The organism is Paraburkholderia fynbosensis (assembly GCF_902859935.1).
GTDB lineage: Bacteria > Pseudomonadota > Gammaproteobacteria > Burkholderiales > Burkholderiaceae > Paraburkholderia > Paraburkholderia fynbosensis.
On record NZ_CADIKI010000006.1, the window covers coordinates 26,015 to 46,109 of the forward strand.

General features: G+C 63.6%; 16 protein-coding genes and 1 pseudogene. 9 read left to right on the forward strand and 8 right to left on the reverse strand.

Annotation, left to right across the window (positions count from 1 at the left end):
- The first annotated feature begins 12 nt into the window (after window positions 1-12).
- The 6 genes from HV770_RS11490 to HV770_RS11515 all read left to right on the forward strand — a co-directional run bounded on the left by HV770_RS11490 (window position 13) and on the right by HV770_RS11515 (window position 8,267).
- Window positions 13-306, forward strand: a complete 294-nt coding sequence (locus HV770_RS11490; protein ID WP_175159666.1) for a hypothetical protein — start codon at window positions 13-15, stop codon at window positions 304-306.
- Between the two features lie 286 nt (window positions 307-592).
- Window positions 593-1,384 (forward strand): phytanoyl-CoA dioxygenase family protein, encoded by a 792-nt coding sequence (locus tag HV770_RS11495; RefSeq protein ID WP_175159667.1) that lies wholly within the window; start codon window positions 593-595, stop codon window positions 1,382-1,384.
- An 87-nt stretch (window positions 1,385-1,471) separates the two neighbouring features.
- On the forward strand, window positions 1,472-1,975 hold the full coding sequence (locus tag HV770_RS11500; RefSeq protein ID WP_175159668.1) for a hypothetical protein: 504 nt from the start codon (window positions 1,472-1,474) through the stop codon (window positions 1,973-1,975).
- Between the two features lie 438 nt (window positions 1,976-2,413).
- A complete protein-coding gene (locus HV770_RS11505; RefSeq protein WP_175160148.1) occupies window positions 2,414-3,730 on the forward strand; it encodes a phospholipase A in 1,317 nt (438 codons plus the stop codon).
- A 741-nt stretch (window positions 3,731-4,471) separates the two neighbouring features.
- On the forward strand, window positions 4,472-5,698 hold the full coding sequence (locus HV770_RS11510) for a hypothetical protein (RefSeq protein WP_175159669.1): 1,227 nt from the start codon (window positions 4,472-4,474) through the stop codon (window positions 5,696-5,698).
- A 16-nt stretch (window positions 5,699-5,714) separates the two neighbouring features.
- Window positions 5,715-8,267, forward strand: a complete 2,553-nt coding sequence (locus HV770_RS11515) for a hybrid sensor histidine kinase/response regulator (protein WP_175159670.1) — start codon at window positions 5,715-5,717, stop codon at window positions 8,265-8,267.
- A gap of 42 nt (window positions 8,268-8,309) precedes the next feature.
- On the opposite strand, the gene HV770_RS11520 is transcribed toward HV770_RS11515, so the two are convergent.
- From HV770_RS11520 to HV770_RS11550, 7 genes and pseudogenes are all read right to left on the reverse strand, one after another.
- Complete coding sequence (locus tag HV770_RS11520; RefSeq protein WP_175160149.1) at window positions 8,310-9,440, reverse strand: hybrid sensor histidine kinase/response regulator; 1,131 nt, start codon at window positions 9,438-9,440, stop codon at window positions 8,310-8,312.
- A 437-nt stretch (window positions 9,441-9,877) separates the two neighbouring features.
- Window positions 9,878-10,849, reverse strand: coding sequence for an aliphatic sulfonate ABC transporter substrate-binding protein (locus tag HV770_RS11525; RefSeq protein ID WP_175160150.1), 972 nt, complete (start codon window positions 10,847-10,849; stop codon window positions 9,878-9,880).
- 192 nt (window positions 10,850-11,041) lie between these two features.
- A pseudogene (locus HV770_RS11530) lies at window positions 11,042-11,326 on the reverse strand (CmcJ/NvfI family oxidoreductase); the annotation flags it as partial.
- A 65-nt stretch (window positions 11,327-11,391) separates the two neighbouring features.
- Entirely contained in the window at window positions 11,392-11,790 is a 399-nt protein-coding gene (locus tag HV770_RS11535) for an RT0821/Lpp0805 family surface protein (RefSeq protein ID WP_175159671.1), read from the reverse strand.
- A 35-nt stretch (window positions 11,791-11,825) separates the two neighbouring features.
- Window positions 11,826-13,592, reverse strand: coding sequence for a SulP family inorganic anion transporter (locus HV770_RS11540; RefSeq protein ID WP_246290862.1), 1,767 nt, complete (start codon window positions 13,590-13,592; stop codon window positions 11,826-11,828).
- A gap of 257 nt (window positions 13,593-13,849) precedes the next feature.
- Window positions 13,850-14,902, reverse strand: a complete 1,053-nt coding sequence (locus HV770_RS11545; RefSeq protein WP_246290863.1) for a DUF2950 domain-containing protein — start codon at window positions 14,900-14,902, stop codon at window positions 13,850-13,852.
- Complete coding sequence (locus HV770_RS11550; protein WP_175159675.1) at window positions 14,820-16,205, reverse strand: DUF3300 domain-containing protein; 1,386 nt, start codon at window positions 16,203-16,205, stop codon at window positions 14,820-14,822. The genes HV770_RS11545 and HV770_RS11550 overlap by 83 nt, the downstream gene beginning before the upstream one ends.
- Before the next feature lie 388 nt (window positions 16,206-16,593).
- Between HV770_RS11550 and HV770_RS11555 the strand changes: the two genes are divergently transcribed.
- From HV770_RS11555 to ydiK, 3 genes are all read left to right on the forward strand, one after another.
- Complete coding sequence (locus HV770_RS11555; protein ID WP_246290890.1) at window positions 16,594-17,019, forward strand: glycine zipper family protein; 426 nt, start codon at window positions 16,594-16,596, stop codon at window positions 17,017-17,019.
- A 59-nt stretch (window positions 17,020-17,078) separates the two neighbouring features.
- Window positions 17,079-17,663, forward strand: coding sequence for a hypothetical protein (locus tag HV770_RS11560; RefSeq protein WP_175159678.1), 585 nt, complete (start codon window positions 17,079-17,081; stop codon window positions 17,661-17,663).
- Window positions 17,664-17,878: 215 nt separating this feature from the next.
- Complete coding sequence (gene ydiK / locus HV770_RS11565) at window positions 17,879-19,024, forward strand: AI-2E family transporter YdiK (protein ID WP_175159680.1); 1,146 nt, start codon at window positions 17,879-17,881, stop codon at window positions 19,022-19,024.
- 38 nt (window positions 19,025-19,062) lie between these two features.
- Here the strand turns inward: ydiK and HV770_RS11570 are convergent, their stop codons facing one another.
- On the reverse strand, window positions 19,063-20,085 hold the full coding sequence (locus tag HV770_RS11570) for a hypothetical protein (RefSeq protein ID WP_175159682.1): 1,023 nt from the start codon (window positions 20,083-20,085) through the stop codon (window positions 19,063-19,065).
- Window positions 20,086-20,095: the final 10 nt, after the last annotated feature.

Here is a 20,095-nt window from a genome sequence, read left to right on the forward strand (position 1 = left end):
TCCGAACGTTCGTTGGACCACCTGACAATTCGCCTTGCGCTCAATGAGTTAGGGCAATTGGCCGGGACTTGTCCACAAGGATATGAACATTTTCTGTGGATAAGCCTGGCAGTGCGATGGCATTCTTTTGTGCCGTTGCCCCGTGCCTCGATGGTCGGCAAGCATGCCGAAGCGTTCGGACTGCGGACGTCCCACGCGCTCCACAAAGTCCTCGCCGAAGTCCATTCCCCGGCCTTGGACGCATCGCCGATCAGCGATTTTCTCATCGCCCGGCGCGAGTCGCCGACACCGTTCAGCGACCCGTGACCGATACCGCCGATCGATATGTGATCCCCAAAGAGGCCGCCGGCGACGGCAAACTGCTGGCGCTCGCAGGAAGAGCCGCGACGCATCTGGGGTATGCGGCTGCGTCAACCTGGCATGGCTACGACTCGGCCGGCACCAGCAACACCTCCCCCGCACGCTCGCCCCTCGCCCGGCTCGCAAACCGGGAAACGTTCACACCTGTCATCCACCTGTCGCTCGCATCGTCGGGAGAAGCTAAGATAAGCGCTGGCCTGGCGGGCCCGACGACGATATCAAGGAGACGACGATGGAACGCTTCACGCCCGGACAACTCGATGAATACGCCGCAACATTCGAGCGAGACGGCATGGTCATCCTGCGGCGCCACTTTGCGAAGGCCACGCTCCACGCATGGCGCGCGGCGTTCGCCCCGTTGCTCGAAGAACGCATTGCGTCGAACGCGACCGCCGTGCGCGGCGCGAACCGGCATTACATCACGCTGCCGTTTAGCGGCGTGTTCGCCGATGAAAGCATCTTCTGCGATCCGGACGTGCTCGGCATTGTCGAGCGAGTCGCGGGCGACGACCCCGTGATGTGCCAGCTTGCCACCGACACGCCGCTGAACGGCTCGACGTATCAGGATATCCATCGAGATACACCGGCCCTCTTCGATGGGATGCCGGAAACGCCTTCCTTCCAATTGGCTGTCAACTTCCCCCTCTGCGACGTCACGCCGGAAAACGGTCCATTCGAGACCACACTCGGCACGCATCGTATGCGCTCGGAGGACGCGATGAATGCCTGGCAGGAAGGCCGCCTGCCGTTGCACGCGATTCCGATGGAGCTTGGCGATGTGATGATCCGCGACGTGCGCGCACTGCATCGCGGCACACCGAACACAACCGACGAGCCTCGCCCGATGGTGGTGATCGGCTACAGCAGGAGCTGGTACTTCCGTCCCGAGGTGCACGTCGACGTGCCCGTCACGGTCGATGAACGATTGAGTCCGCGCGCGAAGCGGCTGCTGCGCTACATGCCGCGGGTCGATCAGGCGGACGGCGCGTCGGCGCCCGAGCAGTACCGCAAATTCGCCTACTGATCGCGCTGCCGTACCGTCTCGGCCCGCCGTTCAAAGCAGCGGAAATGCCGAGCGGGACTGTGACAGCCACCCTCTGGAGAAGCGTGTATGCCCTCACGCCCCGACCCGCTCTTCGCCGTCGCCGAGCGGCTGATATTGAGCCTGTACGATGGCGGGGTATTGTCGCCCGCGGTGCTGCAACGTGTGATTGCCTCGCTCGCCGCGACCCGATGGGAGACTCGTTCCGACTCGCGTGCGAATGACCAACGCTCGTTGCCGGAAGTCGTGGTCTCGGTCATGATGCCCGGCAACGCACTCGACAATGTCGATCAGGATTACGCGGCTGTGATCGACCATCTCGTCGGAGCGGCGAAGGAAACGGCACGGCCGGTCAGCGGCGACGACAGACGCGCTGCCGGCAAGCCGCGCAAACGGTCTGCGGCCCCGCAAATCGGGAACGACGATGCCCCGGAGTCCGAACTGCTTGAACAACTCGCAGGGACACGCGCTACGTCGAACAAAAAAGCGAAGCCATCTCGCGCCGGTCGCAATACTCAGGCGGGTTCCGGCTTCAACCCTCTGCAAAACGCGGCGCCCCCGAAGAAGCGGTGACGACGGCGACTGAAACGCCTGTGGAGCCGACGCTCGCACTGGCGATCCTCAAAGGACATCCCACCGCTCGTTCGTTGCAGAAATGCAACGGCGATCAGATTCAATAGGGCAACCTTGCGGTTCGGCAGAAGAAGTTCTGCGCAATTTTTTCCGCTTGCGCAATTCATTGATCCGGCTGGCAGAATCAGCGAGTACCCCACGCCCGGAGAAGACACGGATCAATCGATTGACGGACGCCGAAAAAAACACGTTGCCGCAAAGAACTTTGGACTACTGGCATTTGAAATGCAGGAGAACCTATCACCAGCATGTGCGGGCGCTTCTGTCATCAATAACACATGCCCCCATTTTTTTTACCCAACGGCCCGCTTTAACGCTATCGTCTCACTGCAACCTGAATTCGTAGATCAATGGGAGTTCCACGTGTGGAATGGATTGATGTTTCGAGTAAGGAAACGCCGCAAGTTCATCGTCGGCCGCAAACACCCATATGTGCCCGGATTATCTCTAGGAATAAGCGCGCTGGTGTTGTGCTATCCGGCGGCCAGCTTTGCCGGCGTTGCGGTCCTGCGTCCGCCGCGCGAGGCGCTCTCCAGTGCCCCACTCGAAGTCACGATTCTCTATTCCGGTGATCAGCCGGACGGCTCGGAATACAACGTTCCCGCCCAATTGAAAGTCGCCGTTAGCAACATCGACGTCATACCGACTCCGTTGACGCTCACTCGCGATAGCGGCACACCCGATCACATCAAGCTGGCAACCGGCGATCTCAAAGCGGTCCGCTATAGCGGCACGTGGCCCAAATGGGCTCGCGGCGCGATGAAGATCGATATTCCCGATTTCGATGCTTCGCCCTCTTTCGTCATGCTCACCCGTCCGCCCAACTCCGGCAAAACGACGGAATTGGCTCAGTCGGCGGGCGCACCGGGCACGCCGGGGCAGGTGTCGACTATCGCGGAACAGCCCGCGAGCGCCTTCCCTGTTTCACCCGCGCCGGCGCCCGCCCGCGCCAATGCACCCTCGCCGGAGGTGACCAGTTTCCTGAGCCGTTTCTCCGCATTCGAACCGATGTATTTCGCCGATGGCTCGAATGGAGAGAACCTCGCGAAGTTTCAGTTGAGCTTCAAGTTCCGCATGGTCATACCGGACGACCCGCGCTCGAAACGTTTCGTCGACAACCTGTACTTTGGGTACACGCAAACTTCGTTGTGGGATCTCGGCGAGTACTCCGCGCCCTTCCGGGACACGAGCTACATGCCTCAATTGTTCTATTCTCTGGACGACACGGGTTGGAAGAGTTCGCTATTCAGCAAGATGGGCCTGATGGCCGGCTACGGTCACGAATCGAATGGCCGCGACGGTCCGGAATCGCGCGGCGTCGATATTTTGTTCGTGCGCCCCACGTGGGAGTTCGGCGACCTGAATGCCAACCATCTGACCGTGTCGCCGAAGTTCTATTACTACGTGCATATTGCGGGAGAGAACCACGATATCGCGGACTATCGCGGCTACGTGGATCTATTGCTCAAGTACGGCAGTACCGATGGCTGGCAACTGGCCACCACGTTGAGAAAAGGCACGAAGTCGACGAAGGGGAGTATCGATACGCAGTTCACCTACCCATTGGCGAAGCTGATCAATAGCGCCTGGGGTGGCTATCTGTGGGTCGGGTTCTTCACGGGTTATGGCGAGGATATTCTCGACTACAACCAGCATCGGTGGATTGCGCGAATCGGGTATAGCATCACGCGGTAGTGAGCGGGTGTGAGAGCGTTCTGGCAGTAGAGACACGCCGTTGACCGGCTCCGGTTGCGGCCACACGTGCATAGCTATGCGAAAGAAAGGCCGCTCAATGAAGCGGCCTTTTCATATTGATAGGGATGCCAATCAAAAGAAACATGATCGGCGGTTCACCGAGTCAGTCACGGCGGCGTTCGCGGCGCGTGCCCTCGCGGCTTGCGCGCTGACGTCGGAGCCGCATGCGCCGACCGCTTGCAGGCCAATGTGGAGACCGCCAGCTCGAGTGCGAGGCAGCGTTAATCAGAATGTGGGACGGATAATTTCAGAGCGGCGGGCCGGGTGAACAGTGACAGTGTGAGACGAACGCCCGTGAACCGCGCTACGCCCAAGCCCCGCGCAATCGCGAGTTCCACCACACAAGCTCGCGCGGCGGGTTCCGCGTTATCGTTCGGTCATTTATTCCGCTCGGGCGTGATGCCATTTGCATCGAAGGCATGGCGCTATTGCCCACGAGCATGTCAAAAAACGGGCCTCGACATGCCCCGCCGTCCCGTTCCTGGTCAATTCATCTCCGCTTGCCGGTCCACCGACAACAACTCCGACGCGCACACTCACTGAACGCCGCACTCAATGCTCTGTGAACGAACAGACGCGCACACAACAGCACTTTTCTCTAGAGTTGAAGGGTTGCCCGTCAATCCTGACCGGCGACATTCCGCTGATTTTGCAGCGTAATTTCAACATTAGGGAAAACCAATGAAAACTTCTGTTCTCAAGGAAGTGTCGACTAATTCCGAACAGCACGCCGGTCTGAATTTGCATCTGAATTGCGCAACGCTGGCACTCAAACACACCATCCACCCGGAACAAATCCGGGATAACCTGCCCGCGGGTCATGGCGGAGTGGGCTTTTTGTTTCACGCTACGGACTGGGATACGCTTTCCTTTTCTTTTCACAATGTCAAGCATCGGAACGCATCATTTGAAGAGGAGCTTTGGAATACCAAGCCTTTTATTGCGTCGCCGATCTATTCCGGATCCCAGGTCATCGGAGCGAATATCGCCTGTCCGGTGCCGCTCGAAATGTGGCTTGGCAGCCCGCGCGGCATCAAGCGGTTCCGGGAGACGCAATTTTTTCCGGCTCTCGAACTGGCGCGGCAAGCAGGTCTGAACATGGTGGCGATGGGCGCGTCCACGCCGTACGCGTGCAACTATGGCGCCCTGCCGCGCCATACGAAGCCGCCCCACATCACCACGGGCCACGCGGCCACCGCGGCGATGCTGAAGGACTGGGCGATCCATTGCTGCAACGAAGTCGACCTCGAATTCGGCAACACCAGGGTCGCCCTTTTCGGTGCGGCCGGACGGCTCGGCACGACCGTGGCCAAGTATCTGCTCTACAAGGATGCCCCGAAAGAACTGGTCCTGATCGACCTGCCGGACAAGCTGAATCTGCTCACCGAACAGGCCAAAGAACTGCTGGCGTCGGACCTGCTGGGCAAGTCGCGCGTGTCGGTGCACACTTTCAGCCCGGATACACCGCTGCCACAGTTTGACGGCGCGATCCTCGCGAGCAGCACCAGCGTGCCCTACCTCACCGCGTCCGACCTCAGACGCGCGCAGTTCTGGATCGACGACTCCCATCCCCGGGCGGCGAGCGTCGAGGCCGAACTCGCCTCACGCGGCCAGACGCTATATATTGAGTGTTTCGCCCGTGGTCCCGCCGGACTCGACACCACCTTCCCGTTCAGGCTGCCGTCCGCGCGCGACTGCTATACCTGCTTCGCCGAAGGCTACTCCGCCTGGCAGGAAGGCATTGCGTCCGATTTCATCATCGGCAGCCCGCCCGTGTGGTCGGTCTCTTATACTCACGGTCTCTTGAAGAAGTACGGGTTTTCGGTCGGTCCTTTCCACGGGAAGAACGGCTCGCCGATCAGCCTCGAAACACAACAACGCAGCGACCCTGAACTGATGGGGCCGTAAAATCAACGGAGGCCTGATGGCGATATCGCGCGAAAGCATGCGGGATATGCTTGAACGAAGCAGGTTTGCAATTCGATGGGGGGGCGCACTTGGCCTCGTGTGCCACCCCATCTATTACGTCGTGTGGACCTATATCCTGCCGCAGCCATACGACAATCTTCTGCTCCGGTTGAGCGCGGCGGTCATCTGTATTCCATTGCTTTTCCAGACGTACTGGCCAAAGCGGTTTAATCATTACCTGCTGATTTACTGGCATTGCGCGTTGATCTACGTATTGCCATTCGTTTGCACATTCCTTACCGTCAGGAATTCATTCTCCACGATGTGGATGATGACCGAAGTGATGATGGTCTTCATTCTGGCGCTATGTATCGACAATCCGCTTTTGCTGATCGCGTGTATCGGCATTGGCGCGCTGTCCGGCACGCTGGCGGCGGTCATCTCCTCGCCGGAGCCGATCGTGCTTGCCGCCAACGACAAGTCGAATCTCGCGGTGATGCCGGTGGTCGTTCTGTGCAGCGTGGCCTTCAGTCACGCGATCAGCAAAGGACGCATCTTCGTCGAAAAGAACCGCGCGCTCCAGGCGCTCGCAGGTTCCATCGCGCATGAAATGCGCAATCCTCTGAGCCAGTTGCGGCACGTTCTGGATCGCGTGGAAGAAGCGCTGCCCGTCGCCTCGGAATCCAGTCGCGCGCCAGCCTTGTCGCACGAGAATGCGGCTTCGCTGTATGGTCATCTCGCCCAGGGGCAGTTGTCGATCGAGCGCGGCCTGCGCATCATCGCCATGACGCTCGACGAAGTCAGCGCAAAGCCCATCCGCTCGGACCGCCTGGTCCATCTGAATGCGGCGGCCACCACGCGCAAGGCGCTGGAAGAATACGGCTTCGACGACGACAAGGCGCGCGACAAGGTCAGCCTCGTGGTAAAGGAAGATTTCGTCTTCAAGGTCGACGAGACGGTCTACCTGTTCACGCTGTTCAACCTCATCAAGAACGCGCTCTATCACATCGCCACACATCCGCTCGCGACGCTCACGCTCACCGTCGACAAACCATCCGTGATCGTTCGCGACACGGGCGCGGGCATTGCGCCCGAGATCCTGCCGCATCTGTTCGAGCCGTTTCGCACGGCGGGCAATTCAGGCGGCACGGGGCTGGGACTCGCGTATTGCCAGCGCGCGATGCGCGCGTTCGGCGGCACGATCGTCTGCCGCTCGGAACTCGGCAGCTTCACGGAGTTTGCGCTGCGCTTTCCGGTCGTCTCGAAGGACGAAGCCGACGACTACGAGCGCAAAATTTTCGAGCGCGCGGCGCCGGTCTTCCAGGGCAAGCGCATTCTCATCGTCGATGACGACGCCGGCCAGCGGGCAAGAACCCGTCGCGCGTTGACGAAGGCGGGCGCCTATGTGAGCGAGGCGGAAAACGGCGAGATCGCGTTGACGACGCTGCGGCGTTCATCGCCCTATGATCTCGTGCTGATGGACATCAGCATGCCGGTGCTGGACGGCTATGCCGCCACCGAGCGGATTCGCGCCGACCACGCGTGTCCGAACCGCAGCGTGCTGATTGCCGCCTATACGGCCGAGCCCGGCAACGCGGTGCGCGTGCAAGCGCGGCGGGCCGGCATGGATGAAATCATCGGCAAGTCGGCCAGCGTGCAGGAATTGATCAGCGGGTTGCAGGCGCTCTTCGAGAACGGCAACCGCCACCACCTGAGCCAGCGATCCGACAGCTTCGCCGGCAAATCGATCCTGATCGCCGACGACGACACCTACAGCCGCCTGGTCTCTAAAGCGTATCTGGAACGCTGCGGGGCGACCGTCGTCGAGGCGGAACATGGTCAGGCCGTGCTGGCCTGTTTGCAGGAGGACGGTGTGATCGACGCGATCCTGATGGACATCAACATGCCGGGCATGAGCGGCGTCGAAACCGCCGTGTCGATTCGCGCGCGCACCGACGCGTATGCGCAGGTGCCGATCATTGCATTGACGGGCCAATCCGGCATCGAGTCCGTGCAGGCGTGTCTCGCCGCCGGCATGAACGAAGTCATGATCAAACCCGTGCAGGCGGGCTCGCTTTACGCGTGCCTGACGAGACAGTTCGCGCTGCAACACGCATCGGACGCGCCGCATGCATCGGCGCAGCAGGATCTGCCGGCAACACCGGAGTCTACCGGCCAGCTTGCGCCCGTCCCCGATGGCGATCTGCTTGACGAGGAACACCTCGAAGAACTGGTCGCGCTCGATCTGCTCGACGAAACGTTCCTCAACGGTATCGAGCAGATTCGCTCGCTGATTGCGCGGCTTACCACGAGCGTCGCGGCGCTCGACATCAAGGCGACGCACAGCGCATTGCACGTCCTGCTGGGCGTCAGCGGCAATATCGGCGCCAAGGCGCTGCATCGATTCGCGCGGCAAATCTATCCGCGTGTGATTGACGGCGAATGGCCGTCGGAGCCCGACTGGCTCGCGCACATCGGCACGTTGGGCGGGCGTTCGGCCGACGCGCTGCAGAAGTATTATGCGTCGGCCAAAGCACGCCACGGTCATCCGGATGCGTTGAGCGATTAACGGGGTGGCGCGAGTAGAAAGCCGACTGCGCGCGCCGCCTCACTAGTCGCCGTCTTGCAGCCGTCCTTTCGGTTGGGTAAAGCCCATGGTGACCGTGGTCCCCTCGCCGAGCGTGGACTCGATCCGCAGGCAGCCGCCAAAAGACTGCATGATGCGGTTGCAGAAGATCATGCCCATGCCGTGACCGCCCGCGCCCGCGTACGTCGTGACGGGGTCCAGCAGCAGCCGCGCCTTGATCTCCGGCGCAATGCCGGGGCCGTTATCGCACATGCGGATCTCGGGCTCGGGGCTGTCCACCACTTCGAGGCGCAGTGAGGGAGCCGCCGCGCCTTCGAGCGCGCGCAGCCCATTGGAGAGCAGCGAAGACAGCACGAGCGCCACGCAATTGGGCATCGCGCGCACCACGAAATCGCCGCGCACGTCGACCTGTATCCAGTCGCGCTGCGACCCGACGAACGGATAGGTGTCGAGCAGCGTCGCGATCAGGCGGCTCGCCCTGACCTCGCGAATGGCGCCCTCCTGCGCGGATTGCTGGCCGCCGCTTTTGTGCACCGTCTCCCAGAACGACGAGATGAGCGTGAGGCAATACTGTGCATTGTTCAGCATCGATCTGGCCGCGTGACCGATCTCCTGCTGGCGTTGCGGATCGTATTGCCCGGCCACGTCGGTTTCGACGGAGCGCGCAAACAGCGAGATCGTCGCGAGCGGCGTATTCAGTTCGTGCGCGAGGAACGCCAGCGTCTCGTCCATCGCCATGAGCCGCTGGTGGCGGGTTTCCCGCTCGGCGTAGCGCGCAATGGCCAGTTGCAGGACTTCACGAACCTTTTCCGTGCGCAGCGGTTTTTCGAGGATACGGAACACCTCGCCGTTATTGACCGTCTGCAACAGCATGTCCTTGTCGGCGTACGCGGTCACCAGGATCCGCACGATCTGCGGATATTCCTGCGCCACCTGGCGCAGCAGGTCGTCGCCGTCGCGGCCAGGCATGCGGTAGTCGGTCACAAGGACGGCAATCTCGGCGCCGTGCTCGCTCAGCACGGCAATCGCCTCGTCCGCGCTCTGCGCGACGTGCACGCAGTAGTCCGCGCGGATCGCGCGGGCGAAGTGATTGCGCGACAATTCCTCGTCATCGACGAAGAGGATGGAAAACGGGGGCTGCGTGGTATCGCTCATTGCATTCTCGGCGGATCGCGGCAGGTAAAAATTGAAGCAGGCAACCTGGCGGGTGATGAAAACGAAGTTCGCCAGGATCATAGCGAAAGCTTGAGCACCCGAGGGTTTCCGTTGCTGATTCGCACAGTCCGATTTGCGCTGCAATCCTGCGCATTGTGCCTGAACCGCCATGCGATGCGGGGCATGCTCGCGCGCGGTGAACGCAAGCTTCAACTGAGCGTCATCGAGCCGCTCAATGTGTCTATGCGTGTTGGGTTGTGTGATGGACGGGAGCGCGGCGCGACCGGTTTGGAAAGGCTGCGGCTCGTGAGTCCGCGGGCAGGCACGCAGGGCGTGCTGCGACCGCCGGAGTCGGCGGTTCATGTGCGGCTTCAATGCTCAGGCTCTTGCCCGTTGCGTTCACGTTGGAGCGAACGGCGCGGTGTCGGGATTGACCCCTATCCACCCGGCGACGCGGATGCGGTAGTCGAAGCGCCCGCCGCTTCGGCCTGCTTCGTCGTGAAGTTCCAGCACAGTGCCGTGGCCGTATCGACCGGCGCAGGAAGAAGACCCGCGCGATAGAACGTGTCGGCGATCTTTTGCTGCTCGCCGAAATTTTGCCCGTCCACGGCGCGCACGGCGTAACTGCGCCGTCCGTTCGCACGTTCGATCGTGGCCGCGTCCAGCCCCCAGACCGGCGCGAGCAGCTTGGCGGCGGCATCGGGATGGGCGCGAACCCACACGCCCGCCGAGGTCAACTGCGCAAAAACTGTGCTGATCACATCCGGGTGCGCCGCGGCGAAACTGCTCGACGCGAGGTAGTACCGCTGATACGACGCGAGACCTTCGCCATTGGCGAGAATGCGCACGTCGGGCGCCTTATCGACCGACGCGACGTATGGGTCCCACGTAATCCACGCGTCCACGCTGCCGCGTTCGAACGCGGCCCGTCCATCGGCGGGCGTCAGATAGCTGATGTGCACGTCGGCCGGCGTCAGGCCCGCTTTGGCGAGCGCGGCCAGCAGCAGATAATGGCTGCCCGCCGCCTTGGTCACCGCGATGCGCCGGTCCTTCAGATCGGCAAGCGTATGCAGCGGCCCGTCGCGCTTCACGATGATCGCCTGAGCGCCCGGCGACGGCGCTTCCTGCGCGACATACACGAACCGTGCATGCGCGGCCTGGGCGAACACCGGCACGGTATCGGCGACATCGGCACTGAAGTCGACCGCGTCCGCATTGAGCGCCTCGGTGAGCGGCAAGCCGCTCGCGAACTCGTTCCAGCTGATGGTCACGCCGAGCGGCGCCAGCGCCTGCTCGAGCGAGCCGCGCGCTTTCAGGATCGTGATGAGCGTCGACGACTTCTGATAGCCGATCCGCAGTTTCACCGGCGCGGGTAGATGAGCGGCGGTTTGTGCGTGGGCGGCGCTCATGACGAGCGCCGAAGTCAACGCCGCGCGGGCGAGCAAACGAAAGAGTGAAAATGTCACGGCTCGAAATTCCGGTGTGGTCAATTCGACAAGACCTCGATCGTAGCAATGCCGGATCGCACGGATAAGCGAGCGTTTTTTCTATGCTTAGCAGGCAACGGCATAACGACGCCGGCCTGCTTTGCACTCAGGAACTCAGAAGAACAGCAGTGAGCGCAATTCGATGCTGCGGCGCGGCGGCGCATCCGCAGCGGACGTCGGATCGTCGAATGCCGAATGCGCGCTGAGCCGCGCAAGCGAATCGCCCGCGCAATCGTAGATTTTCAGCAGCAGGAATTCGTCGGGCGTCATGTGCGGCAAGTAATAGCAGCGGTGCCGCGGATTGAACACCAGCGCATAGGTCTCGCCGACCTTGTCCGGATAGACGAGGTCCGACGCGACCAGTTCGTTCAGCGCGATGCTGCGCGAGTCGCACAACGCTTTCCCCGCGACCGACAGTACGACCTTGGTCCCACGCACCGCGGGCAGTTCGCCGAGACCGTCGCTCATTGCCTGAGGATCTTCCAGGGTCCGTTGCCCTGTTTGCAGACGGTCGGCGTCCAGCTTTGGGTCTGGCCTTTGGCCATCGCGACGAGCGTTGCAGTGCGGCAGGTTTTATCGCCCTCCTTCGTCGTGCCGTGCGGCGTAATCGTGCCGGTGATCGAAACGGAGTTACCGGTGCCGGCATTGCTCCACGCCAACGATTCGTCATCCTTCTTTGTTTCGAGCGCAATTTGCGCCGCATCGTTAAGCGCCTTGCGGTCGGCGTCCCTCATATAGCTAATGGGCGTGTTCTTCAAAAAGTTCAGGTTCGCGGCATGGCTGAAGCTCGCGCCGGCCAGCAGCGCGGCACCCGCGATCCACTGCGGCAACCGGCGTACGGCCATACGAAATCGGGCTGGCATAGGTCATCTCCGTTAATAGCTGCTGCGGCCGCACGCTACGTCGTAGCCGTGGGTGCCGCATCGGGATCATCGGCAACGTTCCGGTTCGCCTCGAACTCGTCGACGAGGTCCGCCACCGAACTGCGTCGGCCGATATGGCCAAAGCGCTCTTCGAGCCCTTCGGCGCGCAGGATGTCGCGCACCTCCGCGTGGGCGGCCACCACTTTCATGACCCTGCCGGACGCCTGGAGCGCGTCGTGTAACGCCTTGAGCATCCGCGCCCCCGCGAGGTCGACAACCGGCGACGCGGACAGGTCGCAGATCACCAGCCGGACCGGCTCGGGCGCCGCGCGAATCAGCCGCCAGACCGTCTCGCGCACGTGCTCGACATTGAAGTAAAGCAGCGACGCCTCGACGCGCACCGTCAGCACATGCGCAATCGCCTCGTTCTCGGCGTGCCGCTGAAGGTCCGAGAAAACGCGCGTGCCGGGAATGCGCCCGAGCACCGCCACATGCGGGTGCGCGGCGCGCCGGATGATCAGCAGCATCGACACCAGCACAGCGACGATCACGCCGTTCAGGATTCCCAACATGAGCACCGCCGCAAACGCGACCATGGAGATCGCGAACTCGAAGCGGTTGACATGCCAGACATGGCGCAATTCACCGGTATCGACGAGCCCCTTCACGGCCACCAGCACGATGGCGGCCAGCACGACGTTGGGCAGATTGGCCAGCAGCCCGGTCAGGAACATCAGACAGAATGCGATGGCAATCGACGCGAATACGAGAGCAAGCGGGGTCTTCGCCCCGGCCTTGTCGTTCACCGACGATTGCGAAAGTCCGCCTGCGACCGGGTAGGCCTGGAACAGTCCTGCGGCCAGATTCGCCGCGCCCAGACCGAGCAGTTCCTGGCGGGCGTCGATCTCGTAGCCGTTTTGCTGCGCGAGCGCGCGCGCTGCCGAGACGCTCTCGACATACGCCAGCAGCAGACACGCAAAGGCGAGCGGGATGACGCCATCGACATCGCGCAACCGCACCCCCGGCAGGCGGAACTCGGGCAAGCCTTGCGGCAGCGCGCCCACGACCTTGAATCCAGCGCCCGCGAGCGGCGTGATGGACAACACGACGATCGAAGCGGCGACGACGACCAGCGCAACCGGGCGCCCCGGCAGGAATTTCTCGCCGAGCACCAGCAGCGCCACGCACACGAGCCCAAAGGCGAGCACGGCCAGGTTGGTCTGCGAAAGCTGGCCGCCCAGCACGGCAAGCCGCTCGAAGAACGACTCGCCGCCGCCCTTCACGCCGAACAGTTTGGGCAATTGCGTCATTGCGATGGTGAGCGCCGCCCCCGCCTTGAAGCCGAGCAGGATCGTCTCGCTAATGAAATTCACCAGCGAACTGAGGCGCAGCAGCCAGGCCACCAGACACATGCCGGCGATCAGCACGGCCGTGAGCGCCGCGATCGAAGCCCAGCGCGCCGGATCGCCGCCGGCCATCCCCGCGACCGTCACGCCGACCAGCATCGAGATCGCCGAAGTCGGGCCGATCGCCAGCTGGCGCGACGAGCCGAACAGCGCGTAGAAGAGTCCACCCACCAGATATCCGTAGATGCCGTATTGCGGCGGCAAGCCGGCCAGCGACGCGTAGGCGAGCGAAACCGGAATGCCATAGGCGGCGAGCGTCACGCCGGCTATCGCGTCGTGCGCGAGCCATCGGGGCTGGTAGCTCCGCAGCCACTGCGCAGGAGAATACGCATGGCGCCACCCGCGTGCGGGCGGATCGGCCGCCACCGGATCGGTGACGCTGGATTCCCTGGTCAACGTAGCGCCTCGCATGCAGAAGCCGACTCGATGGAAAGACGGGCGTACTTTCGACGTGTGATCGAGGGCATGACAATGCCCCGGGCCGCCGTTCGGTTTCTCAAGCGTAGCCGGTGGGCGGCGCAAGCCACATCGGACCTTGGTCCTAGGTGCTTTCGTGCATGCATGCGCGCGCAGCCGCGGTGTCCGCTTCAACGCGCTCTCAACGCAGATTCATGGCGCGTGCGAAGCGCATCCGCCGCGCATACCTGGCCGGCTCAGAATGGGTCCTTGACGCGCTGCCACGTCTCGTCCGGGTCGAACACCGTGACAGGCGCCGCATGCTCGCCGCGATTCTTCTGGTAGATCACGCCGTTGTTGTTGACCACGAAAGTCATCACACCGCTCGTGCCATACCGGGCCGGGTACGCAACCATCGCGAAGCCGGCGATCATGTGCCCGTTGATGACATAGCTAAAGGCCCCGCCCGGGGCGCTCTTGCCTTGCCTCGTGAGGATGCGGAAGTGATAGCCGCGATAAGCGTCGCCTGCCTTGTGCGCTTTCAGATACGCCGAACTGGCCGCGATCAGCGGTCCGAATGGACTGGCCTCTTCGTCGCTGCCCTCATCCGTGCGCCAGTAGAGGCCATCCTGCTTGCCGGGCGTACTGGCCAGCTTCTGCGCGTATTCGAGCAGTCCATCGTTGTTTCGATCACGCGATGCGTATTCGCGCTGCGCGTCGAGATAGGCGCGCAGCACTACGATCGCTTCGCGCTCGTTCGCACCGATACGGCGGTTCGTGATTTCTTCTTCGCCCTGTTCGGTGGCGAAACGCCAGTCGCCGTTCTCCTTCACGACGGGAATCGGCATCGGCCAGGCTTCGTCGCCGACCAGCAGAATCCGGCGGTTCGGTCCGGCGTCCTGCAGCACGTGAAAGGCGTCGAGCTCCGCGCTCGCCTCGGCCCAGTTCGCGGCATTCTCCGCCTGATCCGGCGACACGACGAGGTCCTTGTGCGCCTCCCCGAAAATCGCGACCAGCGTCGCCTCATCGCGAGCCTTTAGCGCTGCGGACAGCGCCTCCACCGCCGCCTCCGGTGTGGCAAAAGTTCGTTGCGCCGCCGCGAGCGCGCCCAGCGGAATCGACAGCGCGACGATCACGGCGCACAACCCGCAGCGCGCGGCGAGGCGGCGCCGCCAGTCGGCGCGTGGGGTCTTGCCAGTCATGCTACGGGCAGTCATGGTCATCCCCCTAGCGCCGTCCACCACCGCGACCGCCACCACCACGGCCTGAAAATCCGCCACCGCCGCCGCCACCGCCGCCGCGACCGCCACCGCCCGAAAATCCGCCGCCGGAATGCGCCGCAGCGGGGGCGGTTCGTGCGGGCGATTGGGAGATCGACTGACGGCTCGCCGCGCCTCTCGAACTATTCGCCTGGGCGTCACGCGCCGAACCGTAGCCGCTGAACGCGTCGCCGCCCCGGGGCGTTTGCGAGGCCCGCGCGCCCGAGTCCCGCGCACCGGCTTCGCGTGTGGCCGACTCCCGCGCGCCCGCTTCCCGTGTCGCTGGCGTGGCGGGGCGCCGAGCGGCCTGGTTTCGCCCGCCGGCCGCCGCATTGCCGCCGCCCGCGCTGCCGCGGGCCGGGGGGTCGCCCACTCGCGGCGTGCTGGTGGCGCGGCCTGTCGTGCCGCTCACCTGGCCGGGCTTCTTGTCGGGTCGCCATGCGGACGTTTGCCCGGTCCCGGATCGCGAGCGGTTGACGTCGCCCGTATTGATGTTGCCTCGTTCGACATTCCGTTCCCGGTTGACGTTGATGTTGTTATTGCCGCCGCCTCCGTAATGCGTTGCATAGTGTCCGCCGTGCCAGACTGCGGCCATCGCTGCGCCCCAGACCAGCCCCGTCGCGAGCGCCGCCCCCGGCGGGTACGGATAGTAGTAGACCGGATAGGGAGCGGGCAGGTATCCATAGGACGGTGGTGCGCCGCTGACCACGACGGTCGTTGGGTTGTATTGCGGCACGTAGATCACCTGCGGATCGGCCGGGACGATCTTGATTATCTCTTTTTCGACCACCACGACCTGCTTGTCGTCGGACTTGAGCTGACCCGCCGACTGCGTTTGACGCCGGAAACGCTGAACCGCCTCGAGCACCGCGCCCTGATCGGCGACGACGGCTTCGCCGAGACCGATCGTCCAGTCGAGATCGGCGCTCATTTTCTTGACGACTTCGGGGTAATTCAGCAGCGCCTTGACCGGGTCGTGCCAGCTTTCGTTGACCGTGAGCGCCTTGTCGCTCTTCCGCTGCTCGAGGAAGCGATCCGCCTGCACGATCTCCACCGGGTAAGTCGCCGCGGGGAGCATGATGGCGATGAGGTCGTCCGGATACAACGCAATGGGGCCCACAAGTTTGTCGAGGGTCGCGGCGGGAATGGCCGCGGGTGCGCCGCCGCTCGCGGCCGGCGCTTGCGCCTGCGAGGATGTCGCGCCAAACGTGGCGCAAACCGCCAGCATCGCGGCAATCAGCGCATGGTTCGCTACCGGGGCGCGCGTCGAAACGTGAAGCATCGCCGCGCGCCAGCGGCCAGCCGCCCTCGCAAACGGGATGATCCGTTCAAAAGCACGCGTAATGCGGTCCATTGATGCTTCCCCTCACGCTTCGCCATTCGACCCGGACAGCAATCTTCAAAAGACAGTTATCCGAAACAATGGAAACGGAACGCACACCTGGTAGTGCACCCCTACAGTCTGGACCGCGCACGTGCCACATTGCAAATACGACCTTGGTCCGATTGCGCGCCGCACGCCTGCGACGCAATCATGAGAGCGAACCTGCCATTGCTGCAGGCACACCGCCTCGCGCCCGGCTCTGACAGGACCGCAATGATCGGCGCCGGTTAGTACGTCACGTTTGCGTTCATGTTCGCGCGAACCGGCAACCGGCGATCTGCATTCGCGTGAGCTCACGCAAGGAGTCACCGTGACTACATTGACAAAGTACTGCCTGATCGCCGCTCTAGCAGGGTCGATGACGCTCGACGGCATGGCGCAGGGCAAACCCATTGCGTACCCCGCCAAGGGGCAAAGCCCGCAAAAGCAGCAGCAGGATGACGGCGCATGTTATTCGTGGGCAAAAAGCAATACCGGCGTGGACCCGGCCGCGATGGCCAATGCCCCGCCCCCGCCTTCCGGACCCGCCGTGGGCGGTGGTGAGCGCGTTCAGGGCGCCGCGCGTGGCGCCGCGGGAGGCGCCGTGATCGGCGCGATCGCGGGCGACGCGGGCAAGGGCGCGGCGATCGGCGCGGCGACCGGAACGATGGTCGGCGGATCGCGGGCGCGCCAGAACCGGCGCGCGGCTGCGGCATCGTCGCAGTCCCAGACACAGGGTGCCATGGACACCTTCAATCGCGCCTATGCCGCGTGTATGGAAGGCCGTGGCTACACGATCAAATGAAGCACAGCGGCCAGCCTCGCCGCGAGACAACGCGCACACAGGCGTTCAGGGAGAACAGCATGAGAAGCAGCAAATTGATCGTCGCGGCGGCGCTCGTGTCTTTCGCGACTGCCGGTTTCGCGCAGACGGAGCCGAAAGTGGGCGTCAAGAGCGCGCCGGGTCAGGTCACCGTGACAGGCACGGTGAAGACGACGTCGACCGTGGTGGGTATCGAGCCGGCCACGCGAACCGTGTGGCTGAAGAACGCCCACGGGAAAGTCGTCGAGGTCGTGGTCGGTGAGGAAGCCCGCAACTTCGGCCAGTTGAAGGTCGGCGACGTCGTCAACGCGGAGTATTCGGAGGCTATGACCATCACGCTCAAGAAGGGCGGCGCGCCTTTGGGCGCAAGTGAAACTCAGAGCATGGAGCGCACGCCGATAGGCGCCAAACCGGGCGGCACGGCCGGCCGGGAAGTCACGATTCTGGCCAATGTCACCGCCGTCAATCACCAGAGCGGCGTCGTCACGTTGAAGGGTCCGCAAGGCAATTCGGTCGACATGGTCGTGCAGGACCCCGCCCAGCTCAAGTTGATCAAGAAAGGCGATCAGATGGAGGTGCTCTACACCGAGGCCGTGGCCATTTCCGTCGAACCTCAGGCCAAATAGCCGCGCAAGCGGCGCAGGGAGAAGGCCGGCCCATCATCGTCCTCGCCGCAACGTGTGTCGCTCGCGTGGCGATCGGGTGCCGCTTGCCCGGCTTGCCGTCGGCGGTCGCGCTCGATCGTGCCATGCCGCACACACGGCGAGCGCCCGGCCCGGCCGTTTCTGCGAGGCGCGTGCACATGAGTTCCTTGCGCCGTTGCTCTGGATCCGCACAGACGATGGATGACGTCGCCCAACCCGCCCCGCAATCGCCGCCACCGCAGCAGCCCGTTCGACCCACCGTCGATCTAGCGCGGATCGTGCTGGCGGTCAGTGCGCTTGTCGTGCTGGTCGGCGGCAGCCTCTACATCGTGCATCCGTTCTTGCCCGCGTTGATCTGGGGCGGCACGATCGTCGTCACGACCTGGCCGCTCATGCTCGCGATCCAGCAGCGGCTAGGCGGCCGACGCGGCCTCGCCGTCGCCGTGATGCTGTTGCTGGAAATCGTGGTGATCTGCATCCCGACCTACGCGGCCGTCTCCACGCTTGCCGATCATTCGACCGAGATCATGAAGTTCGTCGAAGGCCTGCCCAACTATGCGCTGCCCTCGCCCCCGCGCTGGCTCTCCAGCATGCCGCTGACCGACCGCCTCACGCAGGAGTGGCAACGCCTGTCCGATGCGGGACCGGGGGGCATCCTCGCCAAAGTGGAGCCGTACGCCGCCGTCGTCGCGAAATGGCTGCTGGTTCAGATGGGTCTGGTGGGCGCGTTCGCCGTGCACCTGATACTGATGCTCATCGTGTGCGGCCTGCTCTACGGCAAAGGCGAGGCCACGGTCGGCCTCGTGAGCGCATTGGCGCTGCGCGTCGCGCCGGGAAACGGCGCCAACATCGTGCACCTCACGGGCCAGTCGATCCGCGCGATCGCACTCGGCGTGGTGGTCACGGCGCTCGTGCAGGCCTCGCTCGGCGCGGCGGGAATCTGGCTGGCCGGCATTCCATTCGCCGGCGTGCTGAGCGCGTTGATGCTCGTGATGTGCCTCGTACAACTGGGTCCGCTGCTGCCGATGCTGGGCTGCGTAATCTGGCTGTTCATGCATGATTCGCAGCTGACGGCAATCGTGCTATTAGTCTGGACCGTCTGCGTTTCGGGGCTCGACAACGTCCTGCGGCCGCTCCTCATTCGCCGGGCCGTGGCGCTGCCGCTGGTGCTCATTCTCTCGGGCGTGCTGGGCGGGCTGATCGCCATCGGCGCCGTCGGTCTGTTCATCGGCCCGGTCATTCTCGCCGTTACCTACCATCTGCTGCTGGCGTGGATCGATCAGCCGAACCGGGCCGCGGCGCAGGACAATCAGGCTGGCATCGCCCCCAAAAGAAGCGATTGACGCGAGACCGCGCGCGGCACTGGTGCGAACGCCTTGCGTCAAATCAGCAGGCGCCCAGCTTCCTTCAGCATGTCTCGCGCGGGCAGAAGATCGCCGCGTTTGAAGCGCACCATCGAAAAGGCACGCATCGCATGAGGACTCGCCGGCAGCTGCGCCATCTGGAATACTACTTCGTGCGCCGCGCGGGTGTCGCCGTCTCCGACGACGACGTTCATACGGTCGAGCAGAAACGTTTTCTGCCGCACGTACACCTGTGTCTCCGGCGACGAGAGTACGTTGCACACCATCTCCAGCGCACGCGCCAGCGCCTCGGTTTTCAGGCCCAGATTCGCCAGTGCCCGATCGTTCTCGTCGATTTGCGTCTGCAGGCGCGTCACTTCCGCGAAACTGCACGATGCCTCGCCCCCCGTCAGCGCGCGTACCCCTGTCCCCTGCCGTTCGAGGATCTTCAGGCGCGTCTTCAGCAGCGCCCGTTCGTGCTCCAGCGAATCGCGCTGCAGCGTGTCCGACTCGATCGCGCCGAGCCCTTCGAGCGCGAGCTGATCGACGACCCGCAAAATGATTTCCTCTCGCAGCGTCGCCTCCGACACGGCACACACGCGCACCTGGTGGTCGCTGAAGTTGACGGTCGTCTGGGCAACGTCGGTGCGCGTCGTGGCGCCATATTGTGCGGCGCCGAGCGTTTGCCGTTCGTTGACGGCCATACCGAGTACGGCGAAGACCTCGGCCGCCGCGGGATGATCGTTGAAGCACTGGCGTAACGGCTCGGCATGGCTGAAAACCGCAGCGACGTCCTCAGGCGTGGCAAAGAACGCATGAATGTACGGGTCCGTCGCCCATGCCGCCGCGCTGGCCTCGCGCGCCGCCGGCACCTGCGCGACGAGGTCGCGCAGGTAGCCGAGCGTGCGCTGCACAGCGGGCGCCATACGCGCTTCGTAATCGGGCGCGAGGCGCAACTGCGGGTAGAGCCTGACGATCCGCTCGACGATGTGCTTCGTCTGTTGAGAATCGCCTGTGTCAGACGCGCGGCGCCTGCCCGACCACCACGACAGCAGACCCATGCCCGGCTCC